The sequence below is a fragment of the Rhodopseudomonas parapalustris genome (assembly GCF_053772255.1).
Window position 1 is genome coordinate 101,884 of the sequence record NZ_JAMKBZ010000018.1, and the last position, 15,490, is coordinate 117,373.

A 15,490-nucleotide genomic window follows, 5' to 3' on the forward strand; every position below is an offset into this window, starting at 1 on the left:
GTCGCTCAAATGGACCACCTTCGCGGAATAAGAGAAGATTTGAGTTGTGTCCATGTCAGCGATCTGTCGCGGGACACGCAACTAATAGAATAGATTTCTACTAATAGATTCACTCAACTGATTACTATCGATTCAGCCCCGGCGATTAGCAGCGAATTTCCTAGAAGGCGGCAGCCGAAGAATGCGCTCCTTCGAGACACGAGAATATTTCTTTAGATGGATGTGGAATTGTGGCCCGGCAGCCACTGCAATAACGACGGCCAGCGACCTCCAGGTGTCACGGCACCAGGGCGCCCCAATGCAGCGCCGGCTCGGGGTCGAGCGAACGGCGGTGTCGGAACGGCCACTTGCATCATTATACCCTATAGGGGTATAATAGCCCGAATTCGAGATGGTCGCGGATCAATAACGCTTCGGTCTTGAAATTGACGCGCAACAAGTCTTACCTCTGGCGTCGTGCTATCGGATGGCCGAAGGCCTATGGCGAACTGAAAGCTGGATGCGACTGTTTCGGACGATTTTGGCGCTGATGATGGCGTTGTCACTGGCGGCTCTGCCCGTCGGCTCGGCGTCGGCCGTGGTGCTGCCCGCGGCCCCGGCCGCAGCGGCGCCGCACGTCCAGCACCACGATCATCACGCCGGCACGCATGCCCAGCACGGTATAGCTGCCGTCGAATCCTGCCATGGCGCCGTCGCCGATGCGGCGCCAGAATCGCCGTCACTTCCTCAACATCCCGCCAAATGCCCGCTCGGGTTCTGTTGCGTCGGCGCCTCGGTCGGCTTCTCGCCGGTCGCAACCGTACCGGTGAAGTTCATCGCCCGGCGCGCCAGCCAGGTATTTCCCCCGGCCGATCTGTTTGTGCCGGACCACGCCGGCAGCCCGCCGTTCCGGCCTCCTCGCGTCTGATCTCCCGCTGACGAAGCGCGCGGGCATTCCGTCCGCGTCGATAGCTGCTGCGCGCCGTTCGGCCGCGGCGCGAGATCAGACACGTTTGGAGATCATGATGACTGCGAAATTCAGCACCGTTGCGGCCTGCGCCGCTGCGCTCACTCTGTTTGCCAACGCCGCGATGGCCGATGCGGGTGATTACGCGTTCGAGGCCACCAAGGCCGAAATGAAGAAAGGCGACGACGTCACCGTCGCCATCCGCCTGATCCACAAGACCACCGGCAAGCCGGTTGAAGGCGCGGTGATCTTCAAGACCCGCGTCGACATGGCGCCGGACAACATGGCCGACATGGTGTCGCCGGTGACGGCGCTGCCGTCGCCGGAGCCCGGCGTGTACGCCTTCAAGACCGACCTGCCGATGGCGGGCCGCTACCTGATCACGCTGTCGGCGAAGGTCCAGGGCGAGCCCGAGACCGTCACCGGCAAGGTGATCGTCAAGGCGTTCAAGTAGGCGTGCGCGGCGCCGCATACCGCGGCGCCGCCGTCCTTCACTTCTCCCGACATTCGAACTGCGCCCTCGCGGCGCGCGACGGTGCACGTCATGGCTAAGCTGCGCTCACCATCCCTGCTGCTTCTGATCGGACTTTGTCTCGCCGCGCCGGCCGCCGCTGACGAGCGGTCGCCGCTGTACTACCGCGATCCCTCCGGGGCACCACGGTGGTCGGCGACGCCGAAAACCGACGCCCAAGGCCGCGCCTATCTGCCGGTCTACGAGGCGGACGAGCCCTCGGCACAACCGGCGCCGAAGCCCGCGCCCGATCCGAGCCGGAAGATCCTGTACTACCGCAACCCGATGGGGTTGCCCGACGTCTCCAAGGTCCCGAAGAAGGACTCGATGGGGATGGACTACGTCCCGGTCTATGAGGGCGAAGACAGTGCCGACGGCACGGTCAAGCTCTCCCCCGGCAAAATCCAGCGCAGCGGCGTCAAATCCGAACCGGCCGAACGCCGCGCACTCCATGTGCTGGTGAAGGCGCCGGGCGTGATCCAGCTCGACGAGCGCCGCGTCTCGGTGATCACAATGCGCAGCGAGAGCTTCGTCGAGAAGATCGCCGACATCACCACCGGCAGCTTCGTCAAGGCCGGCCAGCCGCTGATGCAGATCTACAGCTCGGCGATCAGCTCGGCCGCTGCAGAGTATCTGTCGACGATCAAATCGAAGACCACCGGCACCATCGAGGCGTACGGACGCGGCTCGCGGCAGCGACTTCTGAACCTCGACGTACCCGAGGAAGCCATCGCAGAACTCGAACGCACCCGGACCGCTCCTGTTCGAATCCAATGGCGTGCACCACGCGACGGCCTCGTGCTGGAGCGCAACGCCACCGAGGGCATGCGCGCCAATGTCGGCGACGTGCTGTTTCGGATCGCCGACATCTCGACGGTGTGGGCACTGATCGACGTCGCCGAACGCGATCTCGGCACGCTGTCTGTCGGGCAAAAGGTCACGATCAGGGCTCGCGCCTTTCCGGATCGCGCACTGTCCGGCACGGTCGCGGTGATCTATCCACAGGTCAATCGCGATACCCGCACCACGCGGCTGCGGGTCGAGCTCGCCAATCCCGACCTGACGCTATTGCCGGACATGTATGTCGATGCCGAGATCGACACCGCCGGCGACGCGCCGGTGCTGACGATTCCGACATCGGCGGTGCTCGACAGCGGCAGCCGCCGCATCGTGCTGATCGACAAGGGCGACGGCCGGTTCGAGCCGCGCGCCGTGACGCTCGGGCGCCGCGGCGACGGCATCGTCGAAGTCAAAGACGGCGTTGACAAAGGCGAAGCAGTGGTCACCTCCGCCAACTTCCTGATCGACGCGGAGAGCAATCTGAAGGCGGCGCTCAAGGGCTTTGCCGAAGCCGCGAACGCTCCGAGCGCCGATGCGCCCGCGTCGTCCCATACCCATGAGCACGATCACGCCGGAGCCAAGCCATGATCGCCCGCATCATCGCCTGGTCGGCACGCAATCTGTTGCTGGTGCTGTTCGGCACCGGCTTCGCTGCCGCCGCGGGCCTCTACGCCCTGCTGCATCTGCCGCTCGACGCGATCCCCGATCTCTCCGACACTCAAGTCGTCGTCTACACCGAATACCCCGGACAGGCGCCGCAGGTGATCGAGGATCAGGTCACCTATCCACTCACAACCGCGATGCTGACGGTACCAAAATCCAAGGTGGTGCGCGGCTTCTCGTTCTTCGGCGTGTCGTTCGTCTATGTGATCTTCGAGGACGGCACCGACATCTATTGGGCCCGATCGCGGGTGCTGGAGTTCCTCAACGGAGCAGCGTCGCGACTGCCGGCCGGCGTCGCCCCGAGCATCGGCCCGGACGCGACCGGCGTCGGCTGGGTCTATCAATACGCGGTAATGTCCAAGGAGCTGAACCTTGCCGACACCCGCTCGATCCAGGATTGGAATCTGCGCTTTGCGCTCGCCAAGGCCGAAGGCGTTGCCGAGGTCGCCAGCATCGGCGGCTTCGTCAAGCAGTACAACGTGGTGCTCGATCCGCAGCGGATGCGCGATCGCGGCATCACCATGGCGCGGATGCGCGAGGCCATCCGCGCCTCGAACGCCGACGTCGGCGGGCGCACCGTCGAACTCTCCGAATTCGAATACGTCATCCGCGGCAAGGGCTACATCAAGGACATCAACGACCTCGGCAATATCGTGCTCAAGGCTAGCGGCGGCACGCCGGTTCTGCTGAAGGACGTCGCCCGCGTCGAACTAGGCCCGGACGAACGGCGCGGCATCGCCGAGCTCAACGGCGAAGGTGAAGTCGCCAGTGGCATCGTACTGCAACGCTTCGGCGTCAACGCGCTCGACGTGATCGAACACGTCAAGAAACGATTCCAGGAGATCGCCAGCAGCCTGCCGAAGTCGGTCGAGATCGTGCCGGTGTACGATCGCTCGACGCTGATCTACAGCGCGATCGACACACTGAAGCACACCCTGCTGGAAGAGAGCCTGGTCGTCGCCGTAGTGTGCATCGTATTTCTGCTGCACGTCCGCAGCGCACTGGTGGCGATCCTGATGCTGCCGGTCGGCGTGCTGATGGCGTTCGCGGCGATGAAGCTGCTCGGGCTCGGCTCCAACATCATGAGCCTGGGCGGCATCGCGATAGCGATCGGTGCCATGGTCGACGCCGCAATCGTGATGATCGAGAACGCCCACAAACATCTCGAACGCGCCGAGCCGGGCAAATCGCGCGTCACGATCCTGATCGAGGCGGCGTCCGAGGTCGGACCGGCACTGTTCTTCAGTCTCCTGATCATCACCGTGTCGTTCCTGCCGATCTTCACGCTGGAGTCGCAGGAGGGCCGGCTGTTCGGGCCGCTCGCCTTCACCAAGACGTTTGCGATGGCGGCGGCGGCACTATTGTCGGTGACGCTGGTGCCGGCGCTGATGGTGATCTTCGTCCGCGGCAGGATCGTGCCGGAACACCGCAACATCATCAACCGCGCGCTGATCTGGATCTATCGCCCGGTGATCCGGGGCGTGCTGCGCGCCAAGACGCTGGTGATCGTGCTGGCGCTGATGGTGCTCGGCGTCTCGGTCTGGCCCGCGCGCCAGCTCGGCACCGAGTTCATGCCCTCGCTCGACGAAGGCACGCTGCTCTACATGCCGACCACCCTGCCCGGTCTGTCCATTACCAAGGCCGCCGAACTGTTGCAGATCCAGGACCGCATCATCCGCGGTTTCCCCGAAGTCGTCTCGGTGTACGGCAAGGCCGGCCGAGCCGCGACCGCGACCGACCCGGCGCCGACCGAGATGTTCGAGACGGTGATTAATCTCAAGCCTAAAGAGCAATGGCGCGACGGCCTGACCACCGACAAGCTCATCGCCGAGATGGACAAGGCGCTGCAATTCCCCGGCGTCTCCAACGCCTGGACGATGCCAATCAAGGCGCGGATCGACATGCTGTCGACCGGCATCCGCACCCCAGTCGGCGTCAAGGTGATGGGCACCGATCTGGTCGAGATCGATCGCCTCGCCAAACAGGTCGAACAGGTGCTCAAGACCGTTCCCGGTACTTCCTCGGCCTACGCAGAGCGCGCCATCGGCGGCTACTATCTGGAAATATCCCCGGATCGTGCCGCACTGGCGCGTTACGGCATGGCGATTCAGGACGTACACGACACCATCGCCACCGCACTCGGCGGCCAGACCGTGACCACCACGGTCGAAGGGCGGCAGCGTTTCACCGTCAACATGCGCTATCCTCGCGAACTGCGCGACGATCCGCACGCGATCGCCCGCGATGTGCTGGTGCCGTTGCCGGCGGGCGGCGCCGTACCACTCGGCGAAGTCGCAACGGTGAACCCGACGCGCGGCCCGACCGCGATCCGCACCGAGAACGGTCAGCTCGCGACCTACATCTATGTCGACATTCGCGACCGCGATCTCGGCGGCTACGTCGCAGATGCCAAGCAGGCGGTGCAGGCCGGCGTCAGTTTCCCGCCCGGCACCTATGTGACCTGGAGCGGACAGTACGAGTATCTCGAACGCGCCACCGCGCGGCTGAAGATCGTGGTGCCGCTGACGCTCGCGATCATCTTCCTGCTGCTGTACCTGAACTTCCGCTCGCTGACCGAGACGCTGATCGTGATGCTGTCGCTGCCGTTCGCGCTGGTCGGCGGGTTGTGGCTGATGTGGGGGCTCGGCTTCGACCTCTCGGTGGCGGTGGCGGTCGGCTTCATCGCGTTGGCCGGCGTCGCCGCCGAGACCGGCGTCGTGATGCTGATCTATCTCGACCACGCGCTCGCCGCCGCCAAGGCGAAGTGCGCAGCCGAGGGCCGAAGCCTGACGCAGCGCGATCTGCAGGGGGCGATCATGGAGGGCGCGGTCGAACGCGTCCGGCCGAAGATGATGACCGTGGTGGCGATCATGGCCGGCCTGCTGCCGATCCTGTGGAGCAGCGGCACGGGATCGGAGATCATGCAGCGGATAGCGGTGCCGATGATCGGCGGCATGGTGTCGTCGACGCTGCTGACGCTGATCGTGATCCCGGCGATCTACGGCCTCATCGAAGGCTTCAAACTGAACCGCGCCGCGAGCCGCCGCACCGCGGGAGCAGCACTGCTGCCGGGAGAATAATCTCCCGGCCCGCAGCCTCTCGGGCTTTACGACACAGACGCCGACCGCGGCTCGGAGCCGCGGCGGCGCAGGCCGCGCCACGCCCGCTCGGCGAGCGGCAACAGGCCGCGCGGAGTGGCAAGGATCACTACAATCACGACAACGCCGTAGATGAAGTAGTGCAGCCCCGGCACCGCGCCGCCGAGCTGGCCGCGCAGCACCTCGCCGAGCGGCACCAACAGCAGCGCTCCGAGCGCCGGACCGAAGGCGCGGCCAAGCCCGCCGACCGTGGCGAACAGCACGATCTCGATGGTGATGGTCGGCGTCGCCAACAGATACGGATCCGCGAAAGTGAGGTAGCGCACATAGCAGGTGCCGACGATCGAAGTCAGCACCGCTGAGATCGTCATCGCGGTGATCTTGTGGCGCAGCACGTTGACGCCGATCGCCTGCGCGGCTTTCTCGTTATCGCGGATCGTGCGCAAATAGTAGCCGAGCGGCGCGTTGAGGATCGCGACGTTGACCAGCACGATGATGGCCGCGAGCCCGAGCATCACCCAGAACGCACCGTGGCCGCCACCGAACTGGAACGCCAGCAAGTCGCCGGTGTCACGCGGCAGCAGCAGGCCGGAAGCGCCGCCGAGGAATTCCCAGCCCTCGACGATGATCGCCCCCATCTCGGCGAACGCCAGCGTGATCAGCACGAACGACAAATGGCCGAGCTGGAACCGAAAATCGATCCAGGCGATCATCGCACCGAGCGCGCCCGAGATCGCCGCGGAAATCACCAGCCCCGCCCACATGTTGATGCCGAACTTGAGCAGCAGAGCTGTCGACAGCATCGCGCCGGTGCCGATGAACAGGCTGTGCGCCAGCGAGATCTGGCCTGCCATGCCGCCGACGATGTTCCACGCGGACGCCAGCGCCACATAGACCAGCGCCAGGGTCAAAAGATGCAGATGGTAGCTGTTCAACACCAGTGGCAGGCAGGCCGCGACGGCCAACACACCCCATAGCCAAGGCGACGCCAGGGTCTGGTAGAAGCCTTTGCCGATCATGACGTCCTCCAGGTCAAGCCCTGCGGCCGGAACAGCATGATCAGCACGAAGATCGCATAGGGCACCAACCGCCCGAGCGTGTCCGACACGTAGATCTGACCGAACGCTTCGGAGAGACCGATCACCAGCCCGCTGAGCATGATGCTGACGAAATTGGTCATGCCGCCGAGCACCACGACCAGCAGCGTGATCACCGTGTACTGCAAGCCCTGGGTCGGCGTGATCGGCGTACCCGGCAGCAGCAGCGCCGCGGCGACCGCGAGAATGCCGACGCCGATCGCGAAGGTGACGACCTGGACGCGGCCGACATCAACGCCCATCAGCGCCGCCGCCCGCGCATTCTGGTGCACCGCGCGGATCGAGCGACCGAAATCGGTCGAGCGCAGCATCACGTACAACCCGATCGCCATCGCGAAAGCGACGACGAACGCGATCAGATGCGGCAGCCGCAACACGACGTCGCCGAGGATGATCAGCTTGGACTCGACGATCGACGGCGTCCGCGCCGGCTGTCCGCCGAACACCATCAGAATGCCGTTCTGAATCACCAGGCTGAGGCCCAGCGTGAGCTGCACGATCATCAGGAACTGGTGCCCGGCCATCGGCCGTAACAGATAGCGGTAGACCAGGCCGCCGATCAGCGCCATCACCGGAATGGTGATCAGCGCCGACACGTAAGGATCCAGCGCGAATGCCGAGAACAGCGCCAGCGACATGAACATCGCCAGCGAGATGAAGTCGCCATGGGCGAAGTTGACGATGCCGGACACGCCGTACACCAGCCCCATGCCCAGCGCCAGCAGCCCGTAGGTGCTGCCGATCAGAACGCCTTGCGCCAAGGCCTGCCAGAACTCGCTCACTTCATTCTCCTCACAGTCCCAGATAGGCCTGCCGCGTGCGCGGGTCGTTCTTCACGATGTCGGCGTCGCCTTCGACCGCGATCTGCCCGCGCTCGAGCACGTAGCAGCGCTGGGCGTGGCGCAGCGTCAGATTGAGATTCTGTTCGACCAGGAGCATGGTCAGGCCATCCTTGTGCAGCTTGTCGATGATCTCGAAAATGTACTGCACGAACAGCGGCGACAGGCCGAGCGACGGCTCGTCCAGCATCAGCACGCGTGCCTCGGCCATCAGCCCGCGGCCGATCGCCAGCATCTGCTGCTCGCCGCCGGACAGCGTGCCGGCGGCTTGCGTCAGCCGCTCCTTCAGCCGCGGAAACAGTTCGAGCACCTTTTCCATCTGCGCCGGCCGATGCGGCCGCGCGCGATCGCAGAAGCCGCCGAGCAGCAGGTTCTCGCGGATGCTCATCTCCGGGAACACCAGCCGCCCTTCCGGCACCTGGATGATGCCGAGCTCGACGCGTTCGCGCGCGGTGGCGCGGGTGACGTCCTGGCCGTCGAACACGAGCCGACCGGACATCGGCTGCACGATCCCCGACAGGCAGTTGATCAGCGTGGTCTTGCCGGCATTGTTGGCGCCGAGCAGGCCGACGATCTCGCCGGCGGCGAGCCGCACCGAGACGTCGCGCAGCATCGGCGTGCCGCCATAGCCGGCGACCAGCCCTTCGACCTCAAGCATCGAGGTGCTCCCCGAAATACGCGTCGATGACTTTCTGATCTTTGATGATCTCGTCCGGCGTGCCTTCGCCGATCTTCTCGCCGAAATTGATCACCACCATCCGGGTGGCCATCCGCATGATCACCGGCATGACGTGCTCGACCATCACGATGGTGACGCCGGACTGGTTGAGCTCGCGGATGATCTGCATCGGCGCTTCGGTCTCGGCCATGGTGAGGCCGGCCATCACCTCGTCGAGCAGGATGCACTGCGGATCGGTCGCGACGCATTTGGCGACTTCGAGCAGCTTCTTGTCCTGCAGCGACAGCGTCGCCGGCGTCTCGTCGAGCTTGCCGCCGAGCCCGACCCGGGCCAGCACCGCTGCGGCGTAGTCGGTCGCCTCGCGGATCGGCCGTCGCGTCAGTGCCGCGGTGGTGACGACCTCGAGCGTCGTCATGTCGGCAAAAGTCTGGACGAGCTGGAAGCTGCGCACCAGGCCGCGCCGCGTCAGCCGGTCCGGCGAAATGCCGGTGATGCGCTGGCCGTCGAACCGCACCTCGCCGCTCGACGGCGGCGCAAAGCCGGAGATGACGCTGAACAGCGTCGTCTTGCCGGCGCCGTTCGGCCCGATGATGCCGAGGATCTCGCCCTTCTCGACGCTGAACGACACGTCGTTCAGCGCGAGCAGGCCGCCGAAGCGTTTGCTGACATTGTCGACTTCGAGAAGGGCCACGGCCGGATCAGCTCTTGGGACGCGGAGCTGCCTGCGCGAACTCCTTCGGGTACACGACTTCCTGGCTCTGATCCGGCATCCACTGGATCATCATCGCCGAACCGTCGGTGAGCAGCCGGTCGTCGGCGAACTGCAATCCCTTCGGCTTGGCGACGTAGAGATGCGGGTCGCCGAACGGAATCCTGAAGCTCTTGAACGCGTCGAGCAGCGCGTCGGGATCGAGCGACTTGGCGTTCTCCAGCACCTGCTGCAGCACGCGCGCGCCCTGGGCATATTGGATCGCACCCTGGCCGATGCGATCGAGCTTGGCGACGTCGCGCAGCTCGGCGATGATCTTCTGCATCGACTCCATCTTGGCGCCGGGGCTGAAGCCGGTCATGCCGAACAGATTGCGGGTCAGCACCGCCTTGCCGATCTCGGGCCCGAGGTCTTTCCACAGCGACAGGTCCGAATAGCCGCCGGTGCCGCCGACGAACAGGCTGCCCTGGTAGTTGAGGTTGTAGCGCGCCTGATGCATGAGGATGCCGTCGCGCGGCGTCACCAGCCCGGTGACGACGTCGGGCTTCAGCGAACGGATGCGGATCATCGCCGAGGTCTGGTCCTGCGCCTTGGTGTCAAGCGGCGCCTCGCCGATCACCTCGATGCCGCTCGCCTTCAGCTTCTCGACCAGGAACTTGTTGACCTGCTGGCCGGCCTCGTAGTTCGAATAGCACATCACCGCGGTCTTGATCGCGAACTTGTCGTTGTCGCGCAGCGACACGATGAAGTCGTGCATCGACTGGGCGTAGCCGCGGTCGTAGGGATAGCCGAGCGAGTACATGTAGGTCGACTTGGCGCCACCGGCCCAGATCGACAGCGTCGGAACCTTCAGCTCGTCGAGCACCGGCGTCAGGGCCAGCATCTGCGCGCTGAGGATGGTACCGGTGAGCAGCGGCACTTTCTCTTCAGTGATCAGTCGGCGTGCTTCGGTCGCGGTCCGCGCCGGCTGGCTGGCATCGTCGGCCTGCAACAACTGAATCTTCGCGCCATCTTTGCTCTTGATGCCGCCGTTCTTGTTGATCTGATCGATGATGTAATCGAACGCAGGCTTGCCTTCCTGCGCATAGGCGGACAGCCCGCCGCTCATCGAATTGATCACACCGATCTTGATCGGCGCTGGCTCCGCACTGGCGTTGCGAACCCAAGGTGCTGCGACCGTTCCGAGCACCAGACCGGTCGCACCGATTCCAAATGAACGTCGGGAAATGGACACGGGCGTTCCTCTTTGTTGTTCATTACTGCTGCGAAGTCGGCGGACTTATACGCAATGCCCGACGAAAGTCATCTCTAAACTCCGGCGAACTACATATTCGACCGAACTACCAGTCAGCGTTGTGGCGACGCAGTTCTCGCGCGACTGCGAGTGCGAAACGCCTTCGTCACACGCCTTAGGTTAGTGCAGACATTTCCCTGCACACGGAATAATGCCGGTTGCGTCACCGAACGGTGGCGAGGCCATTGTTGATGACGACGACATCGCGCTCAGCCACTTTGGCGCGGAATGAAACTTGCGCCTCCGCCTCGCTCCAGACTTCGGTGACGATGGTTTCGCCCGGATAGACTGGCGACGAGAACCGCGCCTGCATCTTGGTCAGACGCGTCGGATCGCCGTCGCAGCACAGCTCGACCAGCGCGCGGCACACCACGCCGAAACTGCACAGCCCGTGCAAAATCGGCTTGTCGAAGCCGGCCTTGCGCGCAACTTCAGGATCGGCGTGCAGCGGATTGTAATCGCCGGAAAGCCGATACAACAGCGCGGCGCGCGGCGAGGTCGCGATCCGCAATGACAAATCGGGTGCGCGCTCCGGCAGTGCGTGCGGCACAGGCAGTGGCCCCGACGGCCCGCCGAATCCGCCGTCGCCGCGCAACATCGTGGTCGCACTCAGACGGCACAACAATTCGCCGGTCGCCTTGTCGACCACATCACGCTCCGACAGCAGCACGGCGCCTTTGCCGGCACCTTTGTCGAACAGACCGGTGACACGCGAGCGGCCGACCACCGTCGCTTTCGGCGGCAGCGGCTTGAAGATCTCGAAGCCCTGTTCGCCGTGCAGCACCTTGCGCCAATCGACGCCGGTCTCTTCATTGCCGAGCCAGAATCCCGGATAGCCCAGCACCACCGACATCGACGGCAGGACCTGCAGATTCTGCTCGTACACGTAACGAAGCTGCCCGGCGGCGAGCGGATCGTCGCCATAGCCGACGCCCAACGCGTACAGCATGGTGTCGCGCTCGGTGTAGCTCTGCTCGATCTCGGGAATGGGCCAGTTGCGCAAGCGCGCGGGGTCGATGGGCATCCTTCCGCTTCCTCTTGTTTTTTGTGCAGCTTGCCACCGCGGCGACGGTCGCACAATATGCGAAATCGATTTTCGCGCTGATCACCCGCGGCAGCGCCGCACGGAACACACCATCATGGCGGCAAAGACAACCACGCGCCGGCCCGGAGCCGCCAAGCGTCCCGGCGGCGGGACAAACGCGAAGCGGTCTGCTGCCGCCGGCACCGAGGAACGCGCGCAGCGCCGCGCCGAACGGCAATCGCTGCAGCGCGCCGCGCGCAGACCGCGCGCGGACGCCGCCGATCGCGACGATGCCGGGGGCCGGCTGTTCGTCTCCGCGCTAGCGCGCGGCCTCGAAGTGCTCGGCGCATTTCGCGCCGGCGACCGTGCGCTCGGCAATCAGGAACTCGCCGAGCGCACCGGCCTTCCGAAGCCGACGATCTCGCGGATGACGCATACGCTGATTCAGATCGGCTATCTCACCTACGAGGCGCGCTCGGCGACCTATCAGCTCGGTGCGCGGGCGCTGGCGCTGAGCTATGCGGCACTTGCCAATCTCGACGTCCGCAAAGCGGCGCTGCCGATCATGACCAAGCTCGCCGAAGACAGCCAGCTTCACGTCGGTCTCGGCACCCGCGAGCGGCTGATGATGCTGAACATCGAGAGCTGCGAGAGCGATGCGTTGATCGGTCTGCGATTGCCGCCGGGCTCGCGCGTGCCGATCGCGACCACCTCGCTAGGCAAGGCCTATCTGGCGACGATCGACGACGGCGAGCGGCACGCGCTGCTCGCCGAGTTGCGGCAGCATCACGGAGCCGATTGGCCGAAAATCGAAAAATCGATCGCCAAATCGATGCGCGAAATATCGCGGGGCGGCTTTTGCGTCTCAACCGGCGAGTGGCGCAAGGACATCAACGCGGTCGGCGCCGCGATCGTGCCGCCGAACGGCGGCCCGGTGTACGCTCTGAGCTTCGGCGGCCCGGCCTACCTGGTGTCACAGCAACAGCTCGTCGAGCAACACGGCCCGGCGCTCGCCCGCGCCGCCAGGGCGATCAGCGCGGCGCTCGGGGGATGAGGTGCATGCTTCACCGCTTTGGAAGTGTATCAAAGGCCTTCCGGCATTGCGCGCGAAACGAAGCCATCCATGGGCGCGGTGCACGGAGCTCGATTGCTTCGTCGCTTCACGCCTCGCAATGACGCGCCATGGCGAGGCGCCGCTGAAAGCTGAAATTCAGTTCACCCGCGGTCCTTGTCGCTCCAATACGGCGCACGGAGCACGGTCTTGTTGATCTTGTTGACGCTCGAGAGCGGCAGCGGATCGTCGCGGAATTCGATGCTGCGTGGCGATTTGTAGTCGGCGATCAGCGAGCGGCAGAACGCAATCAATTCATCCTCGGTCACGGCAGCGCCGGGGCGGCGCACCACCACCGCATGCACCGCCTCTCCCCATTTCGCATGGGGGATGCCGATCACAGCGCATTGCAGCACGTCGGGGTGCACCGCGATCGCGTTCTCGACCTCGATCGAATACACGTTCTCACCGCCGGTGATGATCATGTCTTTGATCCGATCGGAGATGTAGAAATAGCCGTCGGCGTCGAACCGGCCGGAATCGCCGGTGTGCATCCAGCCGCCGCGCAGCACCTGCGCGGTCAGCTCCGGCTGCTTCCAGTAGCCCGCCATTACCATCGGCCCGCGCACCACCACCTCGCCGACCTCGCCGGGCCTCACCTCGCGATCGCTCGCATCGACGATCCTGACTTCCGCCGACACGATCGGCCGCCCCGCGGAGCGCAACCGATGCCGCGGTGCGGAGGGCAGATGATCGGCGGGGGACAGAATTGTCGCGACCGGCGACAGCTCGGTCATGCCGTAGGATTGGCCGAACCTGATCGCGGGAAACCGCCGCAGGCACTCCTGCAGCACGGCCTCCGGCATCGGCGAAGCGCCGTAGGTGATCAGCTTCAGGCTCGACAGATCGCAGCTGTCGAGATCGGGCAATTGCAGGATCATGCCGAGCATCGTCGGCACGAAGGTTGCCACCGTCACCTTGTGCCGACTGATCGCGGCCAGCACGTCCTTGGGCGAGAACCGCGGGATCACCACATGGCGTCCGCCCATGATCGAGGTGGTGTAGACCCGCGCGCCGGCGCCGAGATGGAACAGCGGACCGGCGTGGAGCGCCACCGTGGTTTCGTCGAAGCCGAAATACAAAGACGTCACCACCGCATTGACCCAGAGGTTACGATGGCTGAGCATGACGCCCTTAGCACGGCCGGTGGTCCCGCCGGTGTAGAACAGGCAGGCGAGATCGTCACTGCCGCGACCGGCGTCGGCGCAAGGCTTCTGGCCCGCGAGCGCCGCTTCGTAGTCATGGACATTCGGCAGCCCAGCGGTGCCCTGCGCCGCGGCGATTACGGCGCTGATGCAGCGACACGCCTCGGCGAGCTGCAGGGCGCTGTCGAGAAAGCTGCGATCGCACACCAGCACCGACGGCTCGGCGTCGGTGACCTGTTCGATCATCTCCGGCAGCGAGAACCGCGAATTGATCGGGACCACGACGCCGCCAGCCCACAGCACCGCGAAATAGCATTCGATGTACTCGTTGCCGTTGGCCGCGAGGATCGCGACCCGCTCGCCGGCCTTGACGCCAAGGCGGCGGAGCACGCTCGCCAGCCGCGCCACCCGGTCCAGCAATTCGCCGTGGCTGAAGTTGCGATCGGGCGTGACGAGAGCGCTCTCGTCGGCGCGGAACGCAGCCGCCTTGCGCAAGCCCGCCGTCAATTGCATGTCGCGCTCCCACCCTGGCCGTCTTGTTGCTTGAGACGCGTTGTAGCATTGCGAAAATGATTTTCGCAATCGGCAGTCCGATGCTCTATGCTCGGCGCAAACAGAACTGGGACGGAAACATGCCAACAAACGCCACCGGCGGCGACGCCGTCGTGTTCGAACGCCATGACGACATCATGGTGGTTCGCCTCAACAGCCCGTCGACGCGCAATGCGCTGCAGCCGGCGGTGAAGCAACCTCTCGAACTTCGTATCCCGGAATTACTCACCGATCCGGCCGTGCGCTGTCTGGTCATCACCGGCAGCGAGGAGTCGTTCTGCGCCGGCGGTGATATCAACAACATGGGCGAGCGCGGTGCTCCGCAGGTGCGGCGACGGATGCAAGTCACGCACGGCTGGGCCCAGATGCTGCTCACGGCCGAAAAGCCGGTGATCGCTGCGGTCAACGGCGCGGCGGCCGGCGCGGGCTTCTCGCTGGCGCTACTCTGCGACATCGTGCTGATGTCCGATCAGGCATATTTTCGGGCCGCGTTTCCTGGGCTCGGCGCCGCGCCGGATCTCGGCCTGGCACTGACGCTGCCGAGGGCGATCGGCGCGATGCGCGCCAAGGACATCCTGCTCACCAACCGCCGCGTCGAGGCAGACGAAGCGCTGGCGCTCGGCATCGCCAAGCGTGTGGTGCCGGCCGCCGCGTTGATGGGTGAAGCGCTGAAGCTCGCCACCGACCTCGCGGCCGGCCCGGCGACATCGCTCGGCCTCACCAAGATGCTGGTCAACGGCGCGTTCGAGCCGATCGAACAATTCTTCGCCCTCGAAGCCTTCGCCCAGGGCGTCGCGTTCGGCAGCGCCGAGTTCGCCGAGGGCGTCACTGCGTTTCAGCAGAAGCGCAAACCGGACTTTCGGCGTTGAAGGACGATGATCGCGGGAGGGAAGAGAATGTGGTAGCGGGAGAGGGACCCGCTACCAGGTTTCTCAAGGGCATCGCCCTCCGTAATTTCTCGAGACCTGACAGGCACTTGGTC

Annotated in this window: 13 protein-coding genes; 6 read left to right on the plus strand and 7 right to left on the minus strand. The window is 65.0% G+C overall.

Annotated features, from left to right (window positions below; genetic code table 11):
* Window positions 1–499: 499 nt before the first annotated feature.
* From M9H71_RS16550 to M9H71_RS16565, 4 genes are all read left to right on the plus strand, one after another.
* Window positions 500–907, plus strand: a complete 408-nt coding sequence (locus tag M9H71_RS16550; RefSeq protein WP_455406053.1) for a hypothetical protein — start codon at window positions 500–502, stop codon at window positions 905–907.
* A gap of 97 nt (window positions 908–1,004) precedes the next feature.
* Window positions 1,005–1,400 (plus strand): FixH family protein, encoded by a 396-nt coding sequence (locus tag M9H71_RS16555; RefSeq protein WP_455406054.1) that lies wholly within the window; start codon window positions 1,005–1,007, stop codon window positions 1,398–1,400.
* A gap of 90 nt (window positions 1,401–1,490) precedes the next feature.
* A complete protein-coding gene (locus M9H71_RS16560) occupies window positions 1,491–2,885 on the plus strand; it encodes an efflux RND transporter periplasmic adaptor subunit (RefSeq protein WP_455406055.1) in 1,395 nt (464 codons plus the stop codon).
* The gene (locus tag M9H71_RS16565; RefSeq protein WP_455406056.1) at window positions 2,882–6,040 is read left to right on the plus strand and encodes an efflux RND transporter permease subunit; all 3,159 of its coding nucleotides are present in this window, start codon (window positions 2,882–2,884) and stop codon (window positions 6,038–6,040) included. The genes M9H71_RS16560 and M9H71_RS16565 overlap by 4 nt, the downstream gene beginning before the upstream one ends.
* 26 nt (window positions 6,041–6,066) lie before the next feature.
* Here M9H71_RS16565 and M9H71_RS16570 read toward each other — a convergent pair whose 3' ends face one another.
* From M9H71_RS16570 to M9H71_RS16595, 6 genes are all read right to left on the minus strand, one after another.
* A complete protein-coding gene (locus M9H71_RS16570; RefSeq protein ID WP_455406057.1) occupies window positions 6,067–7,077 on the minus strand; it encodes a branched-chain amino acid ABC transporter permease in 1,011 nt (336 codons plus the stop codon).
* A complete protein-coding gene (locus tag M9H71_RS16575; RefSeq protein WP_164607784.1) occupies window positions 7,074–7,937 on the minus strand; it encodes a branched-chain amino acid ABC transporter permease in 864 nt (287 codons plus the stop codon). The genes M9H71_RS16570 and M9H71_RS16575 overlap by 4 nt, the downstream gene beginning before the upstream one ends.
* Before the next feature lie 10 nt (window positions 7,938–7,947).
* Entirely contained in the window at window positions 7,948–8,652 is a 705-nt protein-coding gene (locus tag M9H71_RS16580) for an ABC transporter ATP-binding protein (RefSeq protein ID WP_455406058.1), read from the minus strand.
* The gene (locus M9H71_RS16585; protein ID WP_455406059.1) at window positions 8,645–9,364 is read right to left on the minus strand and encodes an ABC transporter ATP-binding protein; all 720 of its coding nucleotides are present in this window, start codon (window positions 9,362–9,364) and stop codon (window positions 8,645–8,647) included. The genes M9H71_RS16580 and M9H71_RS16585 overlap by 8 nt, the downstream gene beginning before the upstream one ends.
* Before the next feature lie 7 nt (window positions 9,365–9,371).
* Window positions 9,372–10,616, minus strand: coding sequence for an ABC transporter substrate-binding protein (locus tag M9H71_RS16590; protein ID WP_455406060.1), 1,245 nt, complete (start codon window positions 10,614–10,616; stop codon window positions 9,372–9,374).
* 223 nt (window positions 10,617–10,839) lie between these two features.
* A complete protein-coding gene (locus M9H71_RS16595) occupies window positions 10,840–11,700 on the minus strand; it encodes a MaoC/PaaZ C-terminal domain-containing protein (RefSeq protein WP_455406061.1) in 861 nt (286 codons plus the stop codon).
* Window positions 11,701–11,815: 115 nt separating this feature from the next.
* Between M9H71_RS16595 and M9H71_RS16600 the strand changes: the two genes are divergently transcribed.
* The gene (locus tag M9H71_RS16600) at window positions 11,816–12,754 is read left to right on the plus strand and encodes an IclR family transcriptional regulator (protein ID WP_455406062.1); all 939 of its coding nucleotides are present in this window, start codon (window positions 11,816–11,818) and stop codon (window positions 12,752–12,754) included.
* Window positions 12,755–12,915: 161 nt separating this feature from the next.
* Here the strand turns inward: M9H71_RS16600 and M9H71_RS16605 are convergent, their stop codons facing one another.
* Window positions 12,916–14,469, minus strand: a complete 1,554-nt coding sequence (locus M9H71_RS16605; RefSeq protein ID WP_455406063.1) for a class I adenylate-forming enzyme family protein — start codon at window positions 14,467–14,469, stop codon at window positions 12,916–12,918.
* A gap of 119 nt (window positions 14,470–14,588) precedes the next feature.
* On the opposite strand from M9H71_RS16605, the gene M9H71_RS16610 reads away from it, so the two are divergent.
* Complete coding sequence (locus M9H71_RS16610; protein ID WP_455406064.1) at window positions 14,589–15,377, plus strand: enoyl-CoA hydratase/isomerase family protein; 789 nt, start codon at window positions 14,589–14,591, stop codon at window positions 15,375–15,377.
* The last annotated feature ends 113 nt before the right edge of the window (window positions 15,378–15,490 follow it).

Bases quoted from the DNA above. Each gene is read 5' to 3' on its own strand.
- M9H71_RS16550 (WP_455406053.1), top strand. From the start codon at position 500: ATGCGACTGTTTCGGACGATTTTGGCGCTGATGATGGCGTTGTCACTG.
- M9H71_RS16555 (WP_455406054.1), top strand. From the start codon at position 1,005: ATGACTGCGAAATTCAGCACCGTTGCGGCCTGCGCCGCTGCGCTCACT.
- M9H71_RS16560 (WP_455406055.1), top strand. From the start codon at position 1,491: ATGGCTAAGCTGCGCTCACCATCCCTGCTGCTTCTGATCGGACTTTGT.
- M9H71_RS16565 (WP_455406056.1), top strand. From the start codon at position 2,882: ATGATCGCCCGCATCATCGCCTGGTCGGCACGCAATCTGTTGCTGGTG.
- M9H71_RS16570 (WP_455406057.1), bottom strand. From the start codon at position 7,077: ATGATCGGCAAAGGCTTCTACCAGACCCTGGCGTCGCCTTGGCTATGG.
- M9H71_RS16580 (WP_455406058.1), bottom strand. From the start codon at position 8,652: ATGCTTGAGGTCGAAGGGCTGGTCGCCGGCTATGGCGGCACGCCGATG.
- M9H71_RS16595 (WP_455406061.1), bottom strand. From the start codon at position 11,700: ATGCCCATCGACCCCGCGCGCTTGCGCAACTGGCCCATTCCCGAGATC.
- M9H71_RS16600 (WP_455406062.1), top strand. From the start codon at position 11,816: ATGGCGGCAAAGACAACCACGCGCCGGCCCGGAGCCGCCAAGCGTCCC.
- M9H71_RS16605 (WP_455406063.1), bottom strand. From the start codon at position 14,469: ATGCAATTGACGGCGGGCTTGCGCAAGGCGGCTGCGTTCCGCGCCGAC.
- M9H71_RS16610 (WP_455406064.1), top strand. From the start codon at position 14,589: ATGCCAACAAACGCCACCGGCGGCGACGCCGTCGTGTTCGAACGCCAT.